The 20,556-nt window shown below is 68.8% G+C and carries 15 protein-coding genes; 10 read left to right on the forward strand and 5 right to left on the reverse strand.

All coding sequences use genetic code 11. The features are described 5' to 3' along the window. Positions 1-15: 15 nt before the first annotated feature. The 3 genes from AADV74_RS13170 to AADV74_RS13180 all read left to right on the forward strand — a co-directional run bounded on the left by AADV74_RS13170 (position 16) and on the right by AADV74_RS13180 (position 4,702). Positions 16-2,814 (forward strand): helix-turn-helix transcriptional regulator, encoded by a 2,799-nt coding sequence (locus AADV74_RS13170; protein ID WP_342114786.1) that lies wholly within the window; start codon positions 16-18, stop codon positions 2,812-2,814. Between the two features lie 123 nt (positions 2,815-2,937). Further along, entirely contained in the window at positions 2,938-3,762 is an 825-nt protein-coding gene (locus AADV74_RS13175) for an alpha/beta fold hydrolase (RefSeq protein WP_342114788.1), read from the forward strand. 67 nt (positions 3,763-3,829) lie between these two features. Next, positions 3,830-4,702, forward strand: a complete 873-nt coding sequence (locus AADV74_RS13180; protein WP_342114790.1) for an alpha/beta hydrolase — start codon at positions 3,830-3,832, stop codon at positions 4,700-4,702. Here AADV74_RS13180 and AADV74_RS13185 read toward each other — a convergent pair. After that, complete coding sequence (locus AADV74_RS13185; RefSeq protein WP_342114793.1) at positions 4,680-5,252, reverse strand: GNAT family N-acetyltransferase; 573 nt, start codon at positions 5,250-5,252, stop codon at positions 4,680-4,682. The genes AADV74_RS13180 and AADV74_RS13185 overlap by 23 nt on opposite strands. A 9-nt stretch (positions 5,253-5,261) precedes the next feature. Next, entirely contained in the window at positions 5,262-5,855 is a 594-nt protein-coding gene (locus tag AADV74_RS13190) for a dihydrofolate reductase family protein (protein ID WP_342114795.1), read from the reverse strand. Positions 5,856-6,064: 209 nt separating this feature from the next. Between AADV74_RS13190 and AADV74_RS13195 the strand changes: the two genes are divergently transcribed. Beyond that, complete coding sequence (locus AADV74_RS13195) at positions 6,065-6,859, forward strand: SDR family NAD(P)-dependent oxidoreductase (protein ID WP_342114796.1); 795 nt, start codon at positions 6,065-6,067, stop codon at positions 6,857-6,859. Positions 6,860-7,057: 198 nt separating this feature from the next. Next, on the forward strand, positions 7,058-11,254 hold the full coding sequence (locus AADV74_RS13200; RefSeq protein ID WP_342114797.1) for an Ig-like domain-containing protein: 4,197 nt from the start codon (positions 7,058-7,060) through the stop codon (positions 11,252-11,254). A 114-nt stretch (positions 11,255-11,368) separates the two neighbouring features. Here AADV74_RS13200 and AADV74_RS13205 read toward each other — a convergent pair whose 3' ends face one another. Beyond that, complete coding sequence (locus tag AADV74_RS13205; RefSeq protein ID WP_342114799.1) at positions 11,369-12,430, reverse strand: LacI family DNA-binding transcriptional regulator; 1,062 nt, start codon at positions 12,428-12,430, stop codon at positions 11,369-11,371. An 87-nt stretch (positions 12,431-12,517) separates the two neighbouring features. On the opposite strand from AADV74_RS13205, the gene AADV74_RS13210 reads away from it, so the two are divergent. The 4 genes from AADV74_RS13210 to AADV74_RS13225 all read left to right on the forward strand — a co-directional run bounded on the left by AADV74_RS13210 (position 12,518) and on the right by AADV74_RS13225 (position 17,682). Next, complete coding sequence (locus AADV74_RS13210) at positions 12,518-13,438, forward strand: carbohydrate ABC transporter permease (RefSeq protein WP_342114800.1); 921 nt, start codon at positions 12,518-12,520, stop codon at positions 13,436-13,438. Further along, on the forward strand, positions 13,435-14,319 hold the full coding sequence (locus AADV74_RS13215; protein WP_055910125.1) for a carbohydrate ABC transporter permease: 885 nt from the start codon (positions 13,435-13,437) through the stop codon (positions 14,317-14,319). The genes AADV74_RS13210 and AADV74_RS13215 overlap by 4 nt, the downstream gene beginning before the upstream one ends. 93 nt (positions 14,320-14,412) lie before the next feature. After that, entirely contained in the window at positions 14,413-15,762 is a 1,350-nt protein-coding gene (locus AADV74_RS13220; RefSeq protein WP_342114804.1) for an ABC transporter substrate-binding protein, read from the forward strand. A 111-nt stretch (positions 15,763-15,873) separates the two neighbouring features. Next, positions 15,874-17,682 carry a glycoside hydrolase family 35 protein gene (locus tag AADV74_RS13225; protein WP_342114805.1) on the forward strand — a complete coding sequence of 603 codons (1,809 nt, stop codon included), beginning with the start codon at positions 15,874-15,876 and terminating at the stop codon, positions 17,680-17,682. A 39-nt stretch (positions 17,683-17,721) separates the two neighbouring features. On the opposite strand, the gene AADV74_RS13230 is transcribed toward AADV74_RS13225, so the two are convergent. Together AADV74_RS13230 and AADV74_RS13235 are read right to left on the reverse strand one after the other, a co-directional pair. After that, on the reverse strand, positions 17,722-18,681 hold the full coding sequence (locus AADV74_RS13230; protein ID WP_342114807.1) for a hypothetical protein: 960 nt from the start codon (positions 18,679-18,681) through the stop codon (positions 17,722-17,724). A gap of 43 nt (positions 18,682-18,724) precedes the next feature. After that, positions 18,725-19,192: a winged helix-turn-helix transcriptional regulator gene (locus AADV74_RS13235; RefSeq protein WP_342114809.1), complete on the reverse strand. Its 468-nt coding sequence runs from the start codon at positions 19,190-19,192 to the stop codon at positions 18,725-18,727. Positions 19,193-19,290: 98 nt separating this feature from the next. Here AADV74_RS13235 and AADV74_RS13240 point away from each other — a divergent pair, with 98 nt between their 5' ends. Further along, complete coding sequence (locus AADV74_RS13240; protein ID WP_342114810.1) at positions 19,291-20,472, forward strand: MFS transporter; 1,182 nt, start codon at positions 19,291-19,293, stop codon at positions 20,470-20,472. Positions 20,473-20,556: the final 84 nt, after the last annotated feature.

The raw sequence follows: 20,556 nt of genomic DNA on the forward strand, positions 1-20,556 counted from the left end.
CAGCCTTCGGGGGCGGTGAGCGGAGCAGAGGTCTGGCGTTCCCGGCATCCCCGCCGCTACCGTGATGGCATCGACGCCTCATCCACCGGACTCCTCGGTCGTTCCGCCGAGCTCGCCCGTCTCAGCGCCCTCGTGGGTGCCACGCGCAACGGGCGCGGCGGCGCGCTGGTGGTGCGGGGCGATCCGGGGATCGGCAAGACCGCTCTGCTGGGCAGCGTCTCCGGCGTGCGGATGGTGCGCTCCGACGGCTTCGAGGCCGAGTCGGCCATGCCCTACGCCGTCGTGCAGCGCCTCGGTATGCCATTCCGGGAATATCTGCCGGCCCTCCCCGCCCGCCAGGCCGCCGCCCTCCGCATCGCAGCCGGCATCGACGTCGGTGATCCGCCCGATCGCTACCTCGTCGGGCTCGGGATGCTGTCACTTCTCGCAGCGGCGGGCGAGGCGGAGCCGGTCCTGTGCCTCGTCGACGACGCGCATCTCGTCGATGCCGAATCTCTCGAGGTGCTCGCCTTCGTCGGGCGCCGCCTCACCGCCGAGTCCGTCGGTCTCCTCCTCGGTACCCGACCCGACGCGCGCGTCGAGGCCGCCGTCGCCGGACTTCCCGTGCTCGAGCTCGGTGGGCTCGGCCCTCTCGCATCCGTCGCACTGCTCAATCGCTCGGCCGGCGCGTCGTCGGGCGAGGACCTCGACCCCTACCTTGCGCGGCAGATCGCCGAGGAGACCGGAGGAAACCCCCTCGCCCTCATCGATCTCGCACGCGAATCGACGGTCAGGACCCTCACCGACTCCACGCTCGCCGGAGTACCGATGCCCGTCGGTGCGAGGCTCGAGACCCACTACCTGCGTCAGATCGATGAGATTCCGCACCAAGCACAGCAGTGGCTGCTGCTCGCAGCCGCCGAATCCACAGGAGATGCCGCACTGATCGCGGGCGCGGCCGACCGGCTCGGCCTGCCCCGGGATGCCGGTGTGGCGGCGGAGCGCGCCGGCCTCGCCGCCGTGCATGCCGGCGGGCGCGGGGTGACGTTCCGGCATCCGCTCGTGCGTGCCGCCGTCTACAACGGAATGACGGATGCCGACCGCCGCCGGGCTCACGCGGCCCTGCGCGACGCCGCCGACGAGGCCGGGCGCATCGACGTGGCCGTCTGGCACGCCGCCGAGGCCAGCATCGGAACCGATGCCGCCGTCGCCGACCGCATGGAGCAGGTCGCGGATTCTGCCGGTGGGCGAGGCGGATCGGCGTCGCGCGCGGCCCTCCTCGCTCGGGCGGGCGACCTCACGCCGCCGGGGCCGGAACGGGATGGCCGACTGCTGGCGGCGGCCGAGGCGGCGGCGGGCGCAGGTGCGGCCGGCGTCTCCCTCGACCTGCTCGGCCGCATCGACGAGTCGTCGCTCGATCCGATCGGGCGCGGCCGTCTCCTCACCCTGCGCGCGCTGCTTCCGCTGTTCGTCGCCGACGCCGCGGGCATCGCTTCTGGAGCCTCCACGTTGCTGAATGCGGCCGAGCTCTTCCACGGCCTGGCTCCCGAGCTGGAACAGCGCACCCTCGTGCGCGCCTTCGAGCTGGTGCTCAACACCGAGTGGCAGACCCGGGGCGTCACTCTCACCGAGCTCGGGCAGAGGCTGCTCGACGGTGCCGATGTGGCTCCCGGGCCGCTGGCGACTGCGCTGCGCGCTCTCGGCGCTCACATCCTGCTGCCCTACGCCGAAGCCGTTCCGCCCATGCGCGCCGCCGTCACCATGCTCCTCGAGCTCGACGACGCCGCGCTGCTCGACATGGGCTTCTTCGGCATCGCCATCACGATGGGCCTCTGGGACGCGCGGGCCTGCACCGAGCTGCTCGAGCGCACGGCGCGTGCCGCGCGCGATGCCGGCTCCCTGCGTGTGCTCGATACGACGCTCTGGATGCTGAGCCTCGTGGAGCTGGTACGCGGCGATCCGGCGGCATCCGGCCGCTACGTCGAACAGGTGCGGGAACTGCGCCGTGCCATCGGCTACGACGCCGAGCAGGTGGTGAACGCGTCGTACCTGGCGTGGAGCGGCGCGCCGACCGAACAGGTCGAACTGGTCGCCCAGGGCGTGCTCGCCTCGGGGTTCGTCGGGGCGTTCACCGTCGCCGAGACCGGCCTCGCGATCCGATCGATCGCGGATGGGCACTACCGCGACGCCTTCGAGCGGCTGGCCCCCATGGTGGAGCGTCCGTTCCTGCAGGTGACGTACCAGCAGCTGCCCGACTTCATCGAGGCCGGAGTTCGCAGCGGGCACCCGGATGCCGTGGTCGCCGCGGCCCACAGCCTTGAACTGTTCGCCGCGTCGAGCGGCACCCCCTGGGTGCGCGGAGTCTCCGCGCGGAGTGCCGCCATGCTCTCCTCGGACGACGACGCCGAGACGCTCTACCGCGAGGCCGTCGACCAGCTCGAACTGGCGTCGGCACCGGGCGAGCTGGGGCGGGCGCACCTGCTCTACGGCGAATGGCTGCGCCGTCTGAAGCGACGCCGCGAGGCCAGGGAGCAGTTGCGGGCCGCCCTCGTCATCTTCACCAGGGTCGGAGCGCCGGCGTTCGCAGACAGGGCGCGGCGCGAACTCGAGGCGACCGGAGAGCACATCTCGCGGAACGCGGGGAGCGAGGCCGACCTGCTCACACCCCAAGAGGCAGCGGTGGCGCGGCTGGCGGCCTCCGGCAGCACCAATGCCGACATCGCGGCCGCCATGTTCATCAGCGTGAACACCGTGGACTACCACCTGCGCAAGGTGTTCCGGAAGCTCGAGGTCACCTCGCGCCGCCAGCTGGCGGAGCGCCTGACCGGCGACTGAGGGGCGCCGACCGAGACCGGGCGCACTGTGGGCGCCGCTCGCGCCGTCACGACTACGTGCCGCACGTGGTTCGGTCGACGGATGCGGTCGGTCATGCTCGCGGGCAGAGACCGGGAGGCGATCATGCCCTACATCACGACCGACGACGGCGCGCAGATCTTCTACAAGGACTGGGGCGGAGCCGGCACGCCGGTGCTGCTGAGCCACGGCTGGCCGTTGAACGCCGACGCGTGGGACGCGGCTGCCCTCTTCCTCGCCGAGCACGGCCACAGGGTCATCGCGCACGACCGGCGCGGTCACGGCCGATCGAGCCAGACCTGGGCGGGCAACGAGATGGACACCTACGCCGACGACCTCGCCTGTCTCATCGCCCACCTCGACCTCACCGGGCTGACCCTCGTCGGGCACTCGACCGGCGGGGGCGAGATCGTGCACTACCTCGGACGCCACGGCTCCGAGCGTGTGGCGCGCCTGGTGCTGGTGTCTGCGGTTCCGCCGCTCATGCTGCAGGGCGACGACAACCCCGACGGCCTGCCGCTGGCCGTGTTCGACGGCATCCGTGCTGGAGAGACGACCGACCGCCCGCAGCTCTACCGAGATCTGGCCGACGGGCCCTTCTTCGGCCACAACCGCAACCGCGACATCTCGCAGGGCGTGCGCGACGCCTTCTGGCTGCAGAGCATGGCGAGCGGCCACCGGGGTGCCTACGAGTGCATCGCCGCGTTCTCGGCGACGGACTTCCGCCCCGATCTCGCCGCCGTCGACGTGCAGACGCTGGTCATCCACGGCTCAGACGACCAGATCGTGCCGTTCTCGGTCGGAGGCCAGCGCTCCGCCGCCGCCATCGCCGGAGCGACCCTGCTCGTCTACGAGGACGGCGCCCACGGCCTGCCCGACACCGCACGCGACAGGTTGCATGCCGACCTGCTCGCCTTCATCGATTCCTGACCGACCGAGTTCCACCCCACCCGGCCATCGGCCCACCCGGGCGCACGGCCCCTCGAAAGGATGCATCATGACCGACTCCATCGACACCGGAACAGCCCCCGGCGCCTCTGAATCCGCCCCGGACACCATCGTGCTCGTGCACGGCCTCTGGATGACCCCGCGCAGTTGGCGGGGCTGGAAGGAGCGGTTCGAGGCGCAGGGCTTCACCGTGATCACGCCCGGCTACCCGGGGTTCGAGATCGAGGTGGAGGCTCTCCGCGAGAATCCGCAGCTGATCGCCGACCTCACAGTGCCCGAGACCGTCGACCACATCGCAGCCCAGATCGAGGCGCTTCCGCGCCCGCCCATCATCATGGGTCACTCCTTCGGCGGCACGCTCACCCAGCTCCTGCTCGCCCGTGGCCTCGGGGCATCCGCCGTCGTCGTCGACTCTGCACCGACGGAGGGCGTGCGCGTCACCCCGCTCTCACAGGCGAAGTCGCTGTTCCCGGCGCTGAAGAATCCAGCGAATTACCACAAGGCCGTCGCCTTCACGGCCGAAGAGTTCCACTACGCCTTCGCGAACACGCTGTCGCGGGAGGACTCGGATGCAGTCTGGAACGAGTTCGCCATCGCGGCGCCGGGCAATTGGGTGTGGGCATACGGACTGCTCGCGAACTTCACCCCCGGCAAGCAGGAGACCTGGGTGGACTACGACGCCGACCGCGCGCCTCTGCTCTTCATCGGCGGCGAGAAGGACCACATCATGCCGCCCTCGGTGAACCGGTCGAACGCGAAGCACTACGCCAAGTCGCCCGCCGTCACCGAGTACGTCGAGTTCCCAGGGCGTTCGCACTGGATCTGCGCCGAACCCGGCTGGGAAGAGGTGGCCGACCACGCCCTCGCGTGGGCGCTGCAGCACGCCAGGGTCGACGAGCTCAGCTCAGGGCGAGGCGCATGAGGATGCGCGGGAAGCCGTTCAGCACGCTCGTGGTGTCTGCGGCCTTGCTGAAGCCGGCCTTCTGGAAGAGCGCTCGCGTGCCGACGTAGGCCATCGTGAGGTCGACCTTCTCGCCCTTGTTGTCGACGGGGTAGCCCTCGATGGCCGGGGCGCCGTTGTCGCGCGCGAACGCGACTGCGCCCTCGAGCAGTGCGTGCGAGATTCCCTGCCCCCGGTGGCCGGGGCGTACCCGGATGCACCACACCGACCACACGTCGAGGTCGTCGACGTGTGGGATCCTGCGGTTGGTGGCGAATGTCGTGTCGGCGCGGGGGTGAACGCCGGCCCAGCCGACGACCTCGTCGCCGTCGTAGGCGATGACGCCGGGCGGCGGGTCCTCACGGCACAGCTCCTTCACGCGCTCTCCGCGGGCGGTGCCCGAGAGCGCGAGATTCTCCTTCGAAGGGATGCGGTAGCTCAGGCACCAGCACACGTTCGCGTCGGGGCGCTTGGGTCCGACCATGGTCGCCACGTCGGCGGACCGCGTGGCGGGTCGCACCTCGATCACCATCGAGCCGACCTACATGTCCTCGAGTTCCACCTCCCCTGCGCGTTCATAGACGAGGGAGACGCCGCCCTTCGGGAACGTGCGCGCCGGCTCCGCCAGACGGAAGGTCGCCGGGATGGTCCCGTCATCGAAGAGGCGCTTGCCCTGCCCGAGGGTGAGCGGATAGAGGTAGAGGTGCAGGCGATCGAGCACGTCCTCGGCGAGAAGCGAGCGGACGAGGGCTCCGCTGCCGAACATGTGCACCTCGTTGTACTCGTCTCGGAGGCGACCAGCGGCTGCGGCATCCGGCAGCACCGTCGTGCCCTCCCACGTGGGATCGGTCAAGGTGCTCGAGACCACGAACTTGGGGACGCGGTTCAGGACGCCGCCGATGTCGTCGCTCTGATGCGGCCAGTACGCGGCGAAGATGTCGTAAGTCTTCCGGCCGAGCAACAGGGCATCGATGCGCTCGATCTCGGCGCCGATGGCTGCGCCAGCCTCGTCGTCGGAGACCGGAGCCTGCCAGCCGCCGAACGCGAAGCCGTCCGAGGTGTCCTCGTCGCGGCCACCCGGGCCCTGGTAGACCCCGTCGAGCGTGATGAACATGTTCGAGATGATTCTGCCCACGGATGCATCCTTCCGTCGTCGCCGGAACCTCGTGCGCCGGTGCACCGTTCCATCCTGAGACATCGCCGCCGGGGGTGTCCACCCCTCCCTGATGTCCAGGCGAATTGTCGTCGCCGGAGCAAGACCAAGACAGCTCGGGCTGAATGGGATTGACGCCGGCGCCACCTCGGCGTACATTCAACCAAAAGGGTGAATGAATGGAGTGACGCATGCTGCTCGAAGACAAGGTCGCCGTGATCCACGGCGGTGGGGGATCGGTCGGTGCCGCTGCGGCGCAAGTGTTCGCGCGAGAGGGCGCCCGGGTGTTTCTCGCCGGGCGCAGCCTGCCGCGTCTCGAGGCTGCGGCATCCTCGATCCGAGCCGGCGGGGGGTCGGTCGAGATCGCCGTGGTGGATGCCATGGATCAGGATGCCGTCGACCGTCACGTCGATGCCGTCGCCCGGGCGCACGGCGGCATCGACGTGGCGTTGAACGCCGTGGGCTTCGACCACGTTCAGGGGCTCGCCATCGGCGACACGTCGCTCGCGGATTACCTGCATCCGGTCACCGGCTACCTGCAGACCAACTTCGTCACGGCGAAGGCGGCCGCGCGGCACATGACTGCGCAGGGGGGTGGCGTGATCCTCACGATCTCGACCCCCGGCGCCCGGTTGACCGGCCGAGGACTCATCGGGAACGCCGCCCAGAGCGCGGGCCTCGAGGGGTTCTCGCGTGCGCTGGCCGGAGAGCTCGGGCCCGCCGGGGTGCGCGTGGTGTGCGTTCGTCCGAATGCGCTGCTGGATGCCGTCGGCACGTCGTACACCGGGGAGATGTTCGGCCGCATCGCCGCGCTCACCGCCACGCCCCGGGCGGACTGGCTGGCCGGGCTGGCCGGCAATACCCTGCTCGACAGGCTCCCGTTGCTGGACGAGGTCGCCGAGTACCTGGCGTTCGCAGCCTCGGATCGCGCTCGGTCCATGACCGGCGTCGTGGCCAATCTGACGGCCGGGATGATCGTCGACTAGCGGATGCCGGCGGCCCGGCTGATCGGTGCCGCCATCGCTGACAGATTCTCGTCCTGCTCCTTGTCGCGGTCGGCTGTCGTTGCCTATACTCGGCCACACGCGCAAGTGTTTACGTCAACATGACTTTGGCTACGTCAACATGTGCGCTACCGAGTACGACACCGGACCTCAGAGCAGAGATCAAGGATCACGATGACAATGAAGTCGATACGCACCGGCTGGGCCGCAGCACTGACGACTGCGGTCGTGCTGGCCACGAGCGTTACCGCCGCAGCCGTGGGAGGAACCCCCTCGCAGGCGGCGAGCATCCCCGTCACCATCACGCCGAATCCGGCGTCGCCGAGCGCGGCGTTCGACGGATGGGGCACCAGCCTCGTCTGGTTCGCGAACGCCACCGGCGGGTACCCAGACTCGGTGCGCCAGGAGCTGTTCGACAAGGTGTTCGGCGAGGACGGCCTCAACCTCAACATCGCCCGCTACAACATCGGCGGAGGCAACGCGACGGACGTGCCCTCGTACCTCCGTCCGGGCGGTGCCGTCGACGGCTGGTGGAACCCCGACCTCGACGCGTCCGATGCGAATGGCCGCATCACCTCGACGTACGCCGATCGGTCGCGGTATGCGGCGGCGTGGGACGGCGATGACGCCTCCGACTACGACTTCACGGCGGATGCCACCCAGCTGTGGTGGGTGAACGCGCTGAAGGACAAGATCACCAAGTGGGAGGCGTTCAGCAACTCCCCGCCCTACTTCCTCACCCAGAGCGGCTACGCCTCGGGCGGTATCGGCAACGGCAATACCGAGCAGCTCGCGCCGGCGAACATGGACAAGTTCGCCACCTACCTCACGACGGTCGTCGAGCATATCGAGAGCACCTACGGCGTCGACTTCGACACCCTCGACCCGTTCAACGAGCCGAACACCAACTACTGGTCGACGACCCTGGGATCGAACGGATGGCCGACGTCCGCCAGCCGCCAGGAGGGCGCACACATCGGCCCGGCAGCCCAGGACCAGATGATCAAGGTGCTCGCTGCGAAGCTCGCAGCAGCCGACACGACGACCGACGTGAAGATCTCGGCGATGGACGAGACCAACCCGTCCATCTTCGCCACCAACTGGAACGCCTGGAGCCAGCAGTCGAAGGACCTGGTGTCGCAGCTCAACGTGCACACCTATGGCACCTCCGACCGCCTCGTCGCGCGCGACATCGCCAAGGCCTCCGGCAAGCCGCTCTGGATGAGCGAGGTCGAGGGCGACTGGGACGGCACGGGCTTCAACCAGACCAACATCGAGAATGGCATCGGCGTCGCCACCCGCATGATCGACGACATGCGCGAGTTGGAGCCGAGCGCCTGGGTGTTCTGGCAGCCGGTCGAGGACCTCTACAACATGCAGAAGGTCGAGAAGCTGAACTGGGGGAGCGTCTTCGTCGACTTCGACTGCAACGCCCAGGGTCAGTCGTTGCGTCGCATCGCCGACGGCAGTGCCGACCCCTCGTGCAAGGTGCTCACCAACGCGAAGTACAACACCGTGCGCAACTTCACCCACTACATCCGCCCCGGTGACAACTTCATCCCGACGAACAACACGCAGACGACGGCGGCGTTGACCGCCGACGGCGCAGGACTGAACCTCGTGCACGTCAACTCAGACTCCAGCGCCCGCGACATCACGCTCGACCTGTCGGGCTTCGGCACGATCGCCGCCGGCGCAACGGTGACCCCCGTCGTCACCACCGCCTCGCCCGCGGACGACGTGGAGAAGAACGCCCTGGTCACCGGAGCCCCGGTGGCCATCGATGCGGCGAGCAAGACGGCGCACATCACGGTCCCGGCCAAGTCCGTCACCACCCTCGTGGTGAGCGGAGCGTCGGGCGTCGCCGAGACGGCGACCCGGGTCGAGGACGGCCATGGCTACCAGCTGATCGGAACCCAGAGCGGCAAGGCCCTCACAGCCCCCGCCCAGACCGGTGCGGGCGGCGTGACGATCACGACCACGGCGACCACGGCGCAGCAGGCGGGCACTCAGCTCTGGACGGCGAAGGTCGTCTCGGGCGCCGGCACCAATCGCGAACGCATCGTGCTGAGCAACGGGGTCGGGCGGGTACTCGGGTCCACGGCATCCGGAACCGTGCTCGTCGACGCCACGCCGGAACAGGCGGCGGCCGACAAAGCACTGCAGTGGATCCCGAGCACGACGAACGGCACCACCTTCGGGCTGGTCAGCGCGGCCTACGCGCGTGCCCTCGACGTGAACGGGCAGGCGACCGCGGACGGAACCGTCGTCGGCACGTGGCCGTCGAACAACGGGTCCAACCAGCTGTGGTCCCTCAAGGACACGCAGATCGTGTCGGTGAACCCGACGACGGCGAGCACGATCGCCGGGGTCGCACCGACCCTGCCGTCGACCGTCACAGTCACCTACCGCGGCGGCGTGCAGCGCAGCGCGGCCGTGACCTGGGACGTCGGCGATGCCGACTGGTCGAAGCCGGGCTCGGTGACACTGAGTGGAAGCGGAACCGACCTCTTCGGTGCCGCGTTCGACTCGGCCGAGGTCGTCGTCGACATCGGCGGGTTCGCGTCGACCGACCCCGTGTCCGTGACCACCTATGCCGGGGCGTCAGCAGCCTCCGTCCGTGCTGCCGCCCCGACCTCGGTGCCCGCACAGATCGGCGCCAGCGACAACCGCTATGCCGCGGCTGTCACCTGGGACTGGTCGGGACTGACGGATGCGGCTCTCGCTGCCCCCGGAGTGCTGACGATTCCCGGATCGGCAGCGTCGAACGACGCGTCGGCGCCGGCCCTTCCCGCGACGTTGTCCGTCATCGTCACGGCGCCCGGAGAGAAGAACATCGCTCCCGCCAGCACCGCAGCCGCCACCTTCACTGAGAGCGCGTCCTACAGCGTCGATCGCACCAAGAACGGCGTGACCAACGACAAGGGCTGGTCGAACTGGAGGAGCGCGAACAAGAACGCCCAGGACACCCTGACGTACAACCTCGCAGCGGCCTCGACCGTCAATCACGTGACCGTGCGGTTCTACAAGGACAGCACCACGAGTTGGGCGAAGACCATGAGGGTGGAGTACCAGGCGCCGGGATCCAGCGCATGGACATCCGCCGGAACCGTCGACGTGCCGATCCCGGCGGATGGCACCGCGCCGGTCGTCGACGTGTCCCTCGGCGGCGTGCAGGCCAAGCAGGTGCGGGTGGTCATGGATGCCTACGCCAACACGCACATGATCGTGTCGGAGGTGGAGATCTACGCCCGCACCGCCTCGGCGGCCGGGGTCACCGACCTGGCGCGTCTCAGCGTCGACGGTGCGGCGCTGCCGGGGTTCAGCGGCAGCACGACCGACTACTCCCTGGAGGTCGAGGGAGACCGCTGGCCGCGAGTGACCGGCGTGGCCGTCGACTCCAACGCCACGATCGCCATCACCCAGGCCGATGAGAACGCCGGGACCGCGACCCTCGTGGTGACGGCTCCCGACGGAGCGAGCCGGACCTACTCCGTCGTGGTGACGCGGTCGGTGGCGGTGACGGCTCCGCACATCGAGGGAGCTGCGCTGCTCGGCGAGACGCTGACCGCCGTCGGGGCGACGGCGGATCCGGCCGGTGCGACGCTGGCCTACCGCTGGAACCGCAACGGAACCGCTATCGGCAGCGCGACCGGTGCCGACTATCGCGTCGGCGAGGCCGACATCGACAAGGCGATCACGGTGACCGTGACGGCATCCGCCCCCGGATTCGAGGACGGCGTCGCTGTCTCCGAACCTGTCGTGCCTTCAGAGGTGCCCGCTGGCGACGGATCGACGTCGAAGCCGGCCGTGGGCGTGCTCGCCTCGGACAACGGCTGGGACACCGGACTCCTCGATGGCAGCTACCGCATCACGATGAACCTGTGGTGGGGCACGAACGCCACGCTGTTCAAGCTCTACGAGAACGGTTCGCTGATCAAGACCGTGCGCCTGACCTCGGCCACGCCGGCCGCCCAGCAGGCTGTGGTCGATGTCGCGGATCGGAAGAACGGCACCTACGTCTACACGGGAGCCCTCGTGAACGGTTCGGGCACGACGAAGACCCAGTCGGTCGCGGTCGTGGTCAAGGACGCCAATCCGAGCACCCCGGTGCTCAGCCACGACAACCACGACAAGGACGGCAGGTACACACTGACGGCCAACCTGTGGTGGGGCACGAATGCGACGTCGTACACGTTCTACGAGAACGGCACGGCGATCGGATCGGGCGAGCTCAAGGCAGGAACGCCGGCTGCCCAGAAAGCCGCCCTCGCGGTCACGGGCAAGGCGAAGGGGACGTACAGCTACACGGTCGCCTTCACCAATGCGGCGGGGACGACCACGAGCCTCCCGGTCTCGGTGACCGTGAGCAAGTAGGAGTTCGCGGAGAGGGGCGGCGGCCGGTCGGGCCGTCGTCCCGCTTCTCGAGTCCGGTCCGACCGGGAACCGCGCTCGCGCTGCGGCCGGTGTCCCGGCGCGCGCAGTCGCTCCTCAGCGGCCCGTCGTGCGAGCGGGTCCGACCGGGCCGGTGCTGGCGCGCACGACGAGCTCCGTCGGCACCCGCACGGTGAGCTCCTCGGGGAGGTCGCCGTCGATCTCGTCGAGGAGCTGGCTCACGCTCAGGCGGCCCACCTCGTCGAAGTGCTGGTGCACTGTGGTGAGCGGCGGCCAGAAGCTCCCCGCCTCCTCCATGTCGTCGAATCCCACGACGCTCACATCATCAGGCACCGCGACGCCGCGCTCATGCAGGGCGCGGATCACGCCGAGGGCCATCTGGTCGTTTGCGGCGAAGATGGCGGTCACATCCGGATCGTCGGCGAGATCCAGGCCGGCCCTGTAGCCGGCATCCGTCGACCAGTCGCCCACGATCACCTCGGGAACGGATGCCCCACGAGAGCGGAGCGTCTCGGCCCAGGAGTCTCGACGACGACCGGCGGAGAACGAGCCCAGCGGTCCGGAGATGTGCTGGACGGTCTGATGTCCCAGGTCGAGCAGGTGCTCCGTGGCGATGCGGGCGCCCTGCGCCTGATCGGTGTCGACCACCGGGTACGGGTAGCGGGCGCTGGAATCGACCACGACGACGGGCAGGCCGGGCGGGAGGGTGATGTCGGCATCGTCGAGCAGGTGCGCCTCGATGATGATGATGATCCCGTCGACGGCCTGCTCGCTCAGGCGGCCGAAGGCCACGGAGACCTCGCCCTGCGTCAGGTGCTGCACGGGGAGAAGGGTGATCGAGTAGCCGGCGGATGCCGCTGTGACGGCGATCGCGTCGAGGGTGCGCATGTTGCCGTACGACGAGAGGGTGAACATGATGACGCCGATGGTGCGGAAGCGGCCGGAGCGCAGGGCGCGGGCGGCGCTGTTGGGCCTGTAGCCGAGCTTCTGCATGGCCTCGAGCACGCGGCGTCGGGTCTCCTCGTCGACGTTGGGGCGCCCGGTGGACACGCGAGACACCGTCTGGCCGGACACCCCGGCCTCGCGGGCGACATCCGCCATCGACGGACCGCGGCGGCGGGACGCTTCGACTGCGCCTGTTTCATCCGTGGCCGTCATGAGTCTCCTTTGTCATGGTTACGTCAACATGCTACTGTTCCACCACCACATGTTGACGTAAACATAGGTTCTCCACGAAAGAGTGAAATGACGACGTTGTCACGACAGCAGGGACTTCCGATCCCGCGACCGAGCCGGAAGGCCCGACGCGACTGGCGCGGATGGGCCTTCGTCGGTCCATTCATGGCCGTGTTCCTTCTCGTGTTCATCGCGCCGGTGATCTACGCGGTGTACCTCAGCCTGTTCCGCGAGCAGCTGGTGGGCGGAAACGCCTTCGTCGGCTTCGAGAACTACCTGCTGGTGCTCTCCGACGGCAAGTTCTGGGAATCGTTCCTGCGCGTGCTGCTCTTCCTCGTCATCCAGGTGCCGATCATGCTCGTGCTCGCCCTGGCAGCGGCCATGGCGATCGACAGCGCTCGGCTGCACGCCACGGGCTTCTTCCGCATCGTGATCTTCCTGCCCTACGCGGTTCCGGCCGTGGTGGCCGTCTTGATGTGGGGCTTCATCTACGGAGGCAACTTCGGGCTGGCAGCCAACATCAACGACTTCCTCGGCTCCGAGGTCATCACGCCGTTCACCCGGGAGTGGATCCTCCCGGCCATCGGAAACATCGTCACGTGGGAGTTCGTGGGCTACAACATGCTCATCTTCTACGCGGCCCTCCGCACCATCCCCACCGAGCTCTACGAGGCCGCCGAACTCGACGGCGCCGGCCCGTTCCGTGTGATCACCGGAATCAAGATCCCCGCCCTCCGCGGCGCGATCGTGATCGCCGCCATCTTCTCCATCATCGGAAGCTTCCAGCTCTTCAACGAGCCGAACATCCTCAAGCCATTGGCGCCGAACATCATCACGAGCTACTTCACCCCGAACATGTACGCGTACAACCTCTCCTTCGCCGGGCAGCAGTTCAACTACTCGGCCACGGTGGCGATCGTCATGGGCGTGATCACCGCGGTGATCGCCTACGTCGTGCAACTCCGCGGCTCGCGGAAGGAAGACCGATGAGCGCCCCCGCCTACGTGCGCAGTCGAGACAACTCGCGGCCACGGTCGCGCAAGTCCATCGCGCTCACGCTCCTGATGCTCCTGTTCGTGGTCTACACGCTCGTGCCGCTCGTGTGGCTCGTGATCAACGCCACCAAGACGCAGCCCGAGCTGTTCTCCACCTTCGGCCTGTGGTTCGGAAGCGACTTCGCGCTGTTCGACAACATCGCGCAGACGCTCAGCTACAACAACGGCATCTTCGTGCGCTGGCTCGGCAACACGCTGCTCTACGTGGTCGTCGGCGCAGGCGGTGCGACCCTGCTCGCGACAATCGCCGGGTACGGACTGGCGAAGTACCGCTTCCCGGGTCGGCGTGCCGTGTTCGCCGTCGTGCTCGGTGCTATCGCGATCCCCGGAACCGCGCTCGCGGTGCCGACGTTCCTCATGTTCAGCCAGCTGGGCCTCACGAACACCCCGTGGGCGATCATCATCCCGTCGCTCATCAGCCCCTTCGGCCTGTACCTGATCTGGGTCTACGCGGCGGAGTCGATTCCGACGGAACTGCTCGAGGCTGCTCGCATCGACGGTGCCGGCGAGTTCCGCACCTTCTTCACCATCTCCATCCGCCTGCTTGCGCCGGGAATCGTCACCGTGCTGCTGTTCGCCGTGGTCGCGACCTGGAACAACTACTTCCTTCCGCTGATCATGCTGAGCGACCCGGCCTGGTTCCCTCTCACGGTCGGCCTCAACCAGTGGAACGCGCAGGCGACCGGGGTCGCGGCGCAGCCCATCTACAACCTGGTGATCACGGGCTCCCTGCTCACGATCCTCCCCATCGTCGCCGCCTTCCTCGTCCTGCAGCGTTTCTGGCAGTCGGGGCTGAGCGCCGGAAGCGTCAAGTGAGTGTTCGAGAGGCATCCGCTTGCGAGATACAGCACCACTCTCACCCGGGGCGTCCTGCACCGGAACCGTTTACAAGGAAGTGAAAGGAACACCATGACCATCAAGCGCAGCAGCTCCGGCATCCGTCGGAGCGCAGCAGCGATCGTCGCCGTCGCGGCCATCAGTGCCGCCCTCGTCGGCTGCTCGGCCGACTCCGGTTCGTCCAGAGGCTCCGGCTCGGCATCCGACCTCGATGCAGCCCTCGAGAAGGGCGGCACCATCACGTACTGGAGCTGGACCCCCTCTGCCGAGGCCCAGGTCGCGGCCTTCGAGAAGGCTTACCCCAAGGTCGACGTGAAGCTCGTCAACGCCGGAACCAACACCGACGAGTACACGAAGCTCCAGAACGCGATCAAGGCCGGCTCCGGCGCCCCCGACGTCGCCCAGATCGAGTACTACGCCATCCCGCAGTTCTCGCTGTCCGACTCGCTCGTCGACCTCTCGCAGTACGGGTTCGGCGACCTGAAGGACGACTACTCGGCGTCCACCTGGGGATCCGTGACCTCGGGCGACAAGGTCTTCGGCCTGCCGCAGGACTCCGGCCCCATGTCGATGTTCTACAACAAGACCGTCTTCGACCAGTACGGCATCGAGGTGCCGACCACGTGGGACGAGTACGTCGCTGCCGCTGAGAAGCTGCACGCGGCCGACCCGACGAAGTACATCACCTCCGACACCGGTGACTCCGGCTTCGCCACGAGCATGATCTGGCAGGCGGGCGGCCAGCCGTTCCAGGCCGACGGCACCGACGTGACCATCGACCTCGCCGACGCCGGCAGCAAGAAGTGGGCCGACAACTGGAACCGCCTGATCGACGGCGGACTGCTCTCCGACATCCCCGGCTGGAGCGACGAGTGGTACAAGGGCCTCGGCGACGGCACCATCGCCACGCTCATCACCGGCGCGTGGATGCCCGGCGTTCTCGAGGGCAGCGTTCCCGACGCCTCGGGTGACTGGCGAGTCGCTCCGATCCCGACCTACGACGGTACTCCCGCCTCGGCCGAGAACGGTGGCGGTGGACAGGCCGTGATCAAGCAGTCGAAGAACCCGGCCCTCGCCGCCGCGTTCCTCAAGTGGCTGAACAACGACCCGGAGTCGATCAAGGTCTTCCTCGAGAAGGGCGGCTTCCCGGCCACCACAGCCGACCTCGAGTCCGACGAGTTCCTCGCCCAGGCGCCCGAGTACTTCGGCGGCCAGAAGATCAACGAGGTGCTCACCGCAGCAGCCAAGGACGTCCCGAGCGGCTGGCAGTACCTGCCGTTCCAGGTGTACGCGAACAGCATCTTCGGTGACACCGTCGGGCAGTCGTACGCCAACAAGGGCGACCTGAACGACGGCCTCGCCGAGTGGCAGAAGCAGCTCGTCGACTACGGCAACGGCCAGGGCTTCACCGTCAACAAGTGACCCTGTCCGTCGCTGGGCGACGGCGCGTCATCCGGTGAGCGGATGCGGGTCGGGGCATGAGCCGCGACCCGCATCCGTTCACCATCCCATCTCTCATTCCTGAGGACCTCCATGTCTGAATTCACCATCGGCGAGACCGACTTCCTCCTCGACGGGCGCACGCACCAAGTGATCTCCGGTGCCATGCACTACTTCCGGGTGCACCCCGAGCAGTGGGCCGATCGCATCCGCAAGGCGCGCCTCATGGGTCTCAACACCATCGAGACCTACGTCGCCTGGAATGCGCACTCACCCCGACGCGGGGAGTTCTCGACGGAGGGCGGGCTCGACCTGGCCCGGTTCCTCGAACTTGTGGCCGCCGAGGGGATGCACGCCATCGTGCGCCCGGGGCCCTATATCTGCGCCGAGTGGGACAACGGTGGGCTGCCGGCCTGGCTTCTGCGTGACCCCGAGGTACGCCCGCGCAGCTCGGAGCCGCGCTACCTCGAGGCCGTGACCGAGTACCTGCAGCAGGTCTACGCGATCGTCGCGCCGCTGCAGATCGATCGCGGCGGACCCGTCGTGCTCGTGCAGATCGAGAACGAGTACGGCGCCTACGGCTCCGACAAGGACTACCTCGCTCACCTCGTGCAGGTCACCCGCGACGCCGGCATCACCGTGCCGCTCACCACCATCGACCAGCCGACACCCGAGATGCTCTCCGACGGGAGCCTGCCGGGCCTGCACCTCACGGCCTCGTTCGGGTCGCGCACGGCCGAACGCTTCGCGACCCTGCGCGAGCACCAGCCGACAGGCCCGCTCATGTGCGCCGAGTTCTGGAACGGCTGGTTCGACAGCTGGGGAACGCACCACCACACCAACACGGTGGAGCAGACAGCAGCCGATCTCGACGCGATCCTCTCCGTCGGCGGATCGGTCAACTTCTACATGTTCCACGGCGGCACGAACTTCGGCCTCACCAGTGGAGCCAACGACAAGGGCATGTACCAGCCGATCGTCACCAGCTACGACTACGACGCCCCACTCGATGAGGCCGGGCATCCGACGGCCAAGTACTTCGCCTTCCGCGACGTGATCGCGAAGTACGCTCCGGTTCCCTCGGAGGTTCCGGATGCCGCGGCCGCCGCCGCGGCGTTCGAGGTGCCGCTGCAGAGGGTCGCTGCGCTGTTCGATGTGGTCGCGGCATCCGGCTCACCGCTCGGAACGACGAGCGCACACCGGGAACTGCCGACATTCGACGACCTTCAGCACGACCGGGGGCTGGCGTTGTTCACCACGACGCTGCCGGGTGACCGTGCGGGTGCCGGAATCCTCGGCTTCGAAGAGGTGCGCGACCGCGCCTGGGTGTTCCTCGACGGAGCGCCCGTCGGCGTGCTCGCCCGCGACTCGCACGAGAACGCCATCGCCCTGCCCCGCACGGGCGGCGAGCTGAGCATCCTCGTCGAGGACCAGGGCCGGGTGAACTACGGCCAGCGCATCGGCGAGGCCAAGGGACTCATCGGTGGCGCCCGACTCGACGGGGCGCCGGTGCTCGATTGGGCCGTGACGCCGATCGAGCTGGATGCGGTGCCCGGAGTGGCTGCCGCCCCAGCGGTCGACGCTGCGGCCGACGCCGCGTCGAGCGGCACGGCATCCGGAACCGACACAGCCGGACCCGTGATCGCGCGGGGGGAGTTCACGCTCGACGCAGACGCCGATGGCCTGTTCCTCGACACGGCCGGCTGGGGCAAGGGCCTCGTGTGGGTGAACGGCTTCCTGCTCGGGCGCTACTGGCGCCGCGGCCCGCAGCGCACGCTCTTCGTGCCGGGGCCTGTCGTGCGCGCCGGAGCCAACGAGATCGTCGTGCTCGAACTCGAGGTGCTCGCCGACGTGCGGGCGGTCTTCCTCGCCGGGCCCGAGCTCGGGCACACCGAGGTCTAGCCGGCGGTCTCGCGAACGGCCGGACAGCCGGAGGGGCGGCTACCCGAGCTCGCCGTCCCACCAGCGCAGCACGCGGAGTGCGCGCAGGGTGTTCCAGCGGCTGGGCTCGTCCTCAGGCGCGTCGAGGGCGAAGTACACCTCGCCGGGCCACGGCTTCCCGGCGAGCCAGCGGCCGTCGTCCTGGCGCTGGGCGATGAGCTTGTCGATGGCGTCCTCGACCCGCGGGTCGGCCACCTGCCCCGTACTGCGGAAATAGTCGAGCGCGCGCAGGATGTCGTAGAACCAGTACGGCGGGAACGACAGGTTGCCGTAGCGCGGCTGCACGATCTCCCCGGTGGACAGCCGGCGGAAGAGGTTGTGCTCCAGCAAGTACTCCTCGCCGCGGTGGCGGGCGGTGGTCACGGCCGTCAGCACGACGCGGTCGGCATCCGTCTCCTCCGAGGTGTTCACCTGGCTGGCGGCCCGCTCGTACTCGGCGAGCCCCTCCAGCACGCAGAGCGTGGTGTCGAATGAGGCCTTGGTCGACTCGGGCGCCTCGCAGTTCCAGCCGCCGTCCTCGAGCTGTTCCGCCAGCAGCCGCGCGATGATGCGGTCGCTGCCCTCGCCCAACGCGCCGAAGTACGCGGCCGAGGCCAGCACGCCGCCGTTGATGCACGGCTCCACCTCGCCCGAGAAGTAGGGAAGGTCGTCCCAGTAGTGCCAGACGACATTGTCGTGCACCAGCTTCACGGCCGAGGCGACTGATGGGGCATCCGGATCAATGCCGAAGCGACGCAGCGACTGCAGCGTCCAGTGCACGCTCTTGCGATCCTCGCCGTACTCGTCGCCGCCCCAGTAACCCTTGTCGTCCTGCAGGGCGAGCAGCGCGGCACCCCACCCCTCCGTCGTCACCTTGGCGCGTTCGGCCTCAGCGGCCTCGGGGGGTTCATCGGTGAGGTCTCGCAGAACCTGCCAGCGGATCGCGGGATCGGAGTCGAGCAGCCAGTCTGTGACGTCCATGGCTCGACCGTAGGCCCGGCCACCGACAGGGGCAAGGGGCTTGTCAGACGACGGATGCCGCTCCCGGACCGCGCACGACGGTCACATCGGCTGCATCGTGCTCGACCCCGTCGGGGTCGAGGAAGGCCAGCCGCACCGGTGACCCCGAGGCCCGGTCGGTGTAGACGGCGGCCGAGCCGAAGCCCGTCGGGCGGAACTCATCGCCCCAGGCGTTCATCGCCGCGAGCACCGGCAGCAGGGCGGTGCCGGCATCCGTCAGCACGTACTCCTCGCGCTCGCGCTCGCCGTCGGCTCGGTAGGGGCGACGTTCGAGGATGCCGGCGTCGACGAGACGGCCCAGGCGATCGGTGAGCACGTCGGGGGCGACGCCGAGCCGGGCTCGGAACTCGGCGAAGCGGGTGCGTCCCCAGAACGCCTCGCGCACGATGAGCATCGACCACTTCTGGCCGAGCACCTCGAGGCTGCGCGCGATCGAGCAACGCTCGGCGCTGGGGGTCGTCGCACTCGTCATGCATCGATCATAGCAACTGACTAGGAGAAACGTAGTCAGCATGCTAACTTGGTGAAACCAATTCAGGTGGAGCTCGTGTGAGCCCGAAAGGCGGACCCGTGACCCTGTCACAGCGTGGAAGTTTCTGGACTGCGGCATCCGTCGCCGGCCTGGCCCTCTGGGCGAGTGGAGCGCCGACGGTCGTGTACCCGCTCTACGCGCAGGAGTGGGGACTGCCGCCGGCCGTCAGCACGGCGATCTTCGCCGTGTACCCGATCGTCCTGGTGCCCGTGCTCATCATCTTCGGCAACCTGTCCGACGTGATCGGGCGTCGTACCGTCATCCTCATGGGCCTGGGTGCCCTCGCTGCCGGGTCCGTCGTCTTCGGGATCGCCCCCGACCTCACCTGGGTCTTCGTCGGCCGGGCTCTCATGGGCGTCGGCGTCGGGCTCTCGCTGAGCCCGGCCACAGCCGCGATGGTCGAGTTCGGCGGGCCCGACGGCGCTCGCAGGGCGAGTTCGGCGACGACGGCCTCCACGGCGACGGGCCTCGCACTCGCCACCCTCGTCGGAGGAGCGCTGGTGCAGTACGCCCCGGCGCCTCTGCACCTGAGCTTCTGGGTGCTCACTGCCGTGATCGTCGTGGTGGGCGTCGCCGCGTTCCTGCTGCCGCGTCATGCGCGTGACGGCAGTGAACGCTGGCAGCCTCGCCTTCCCCGGATGCCGCTCGGCGAGCGCCCGGCCTTTCTCGCCGGCGCGCTGGGAATCTCGGCGGCATACGCGATGGGCGCCATCTTCCTCGCGCTCGGAGCGCAGATCGCCCGCGACCTCGTGCGCAGCGACAACGCCTTCGTCGACGGCGCGATCATCTCGCTCTCTGCGGTGGCCATCGGCGTGGTCGCCGTGCTGGCGCGTCCGATGCGCCCGCGCCTGGCCGTGACTCTCGGCCCGGTGCTCGCCACAGCCGGACTCGGGCTGCTCATCGTGGCCGGCCTCGCGCACTCGCTTCCCGCCTTCATCGTCGCCTCCCTCGTGGCGGGCGCCGGGTACAGCCTGATGTTCTCGGGCGGGCTCGGCCTCGTGACGGCCAGCGCCCCGGCTCACCACCGGGCCGGGGTCATCTCGGCGGCCTACGTCATCGGCTACCTCGTGCAGGCCGTCGCCGCCCTCGGCCTCGGCGTGCTCGCCACCTCGGTGGGCCTGCAGCTCGCGCTCGAGATCGGAGCGCCCATCATCCTGCTCATCGGTGTCGCCTCGCTCGTCGTGGCGAATGCGCCTCGACGGATGCCTCTGCCGGCGTAGCGCGGCATCCGGCAGCCTGCTACTCCCGCGGTCCAGCCCGCTGGGGCGCGGGCTCGCCACTTTCTGTCGCTGAACGCGGTGAAT

Source organism: Leifsonia stereocauli (assembly GCF_038432415.1).
Classification (GTDB): Bacteria; Actinomycetota; Actinomycetes; order Actinomycetales; family Microbacteriaceae; genus Orlajensenia; species Orlajensenia stereocauli.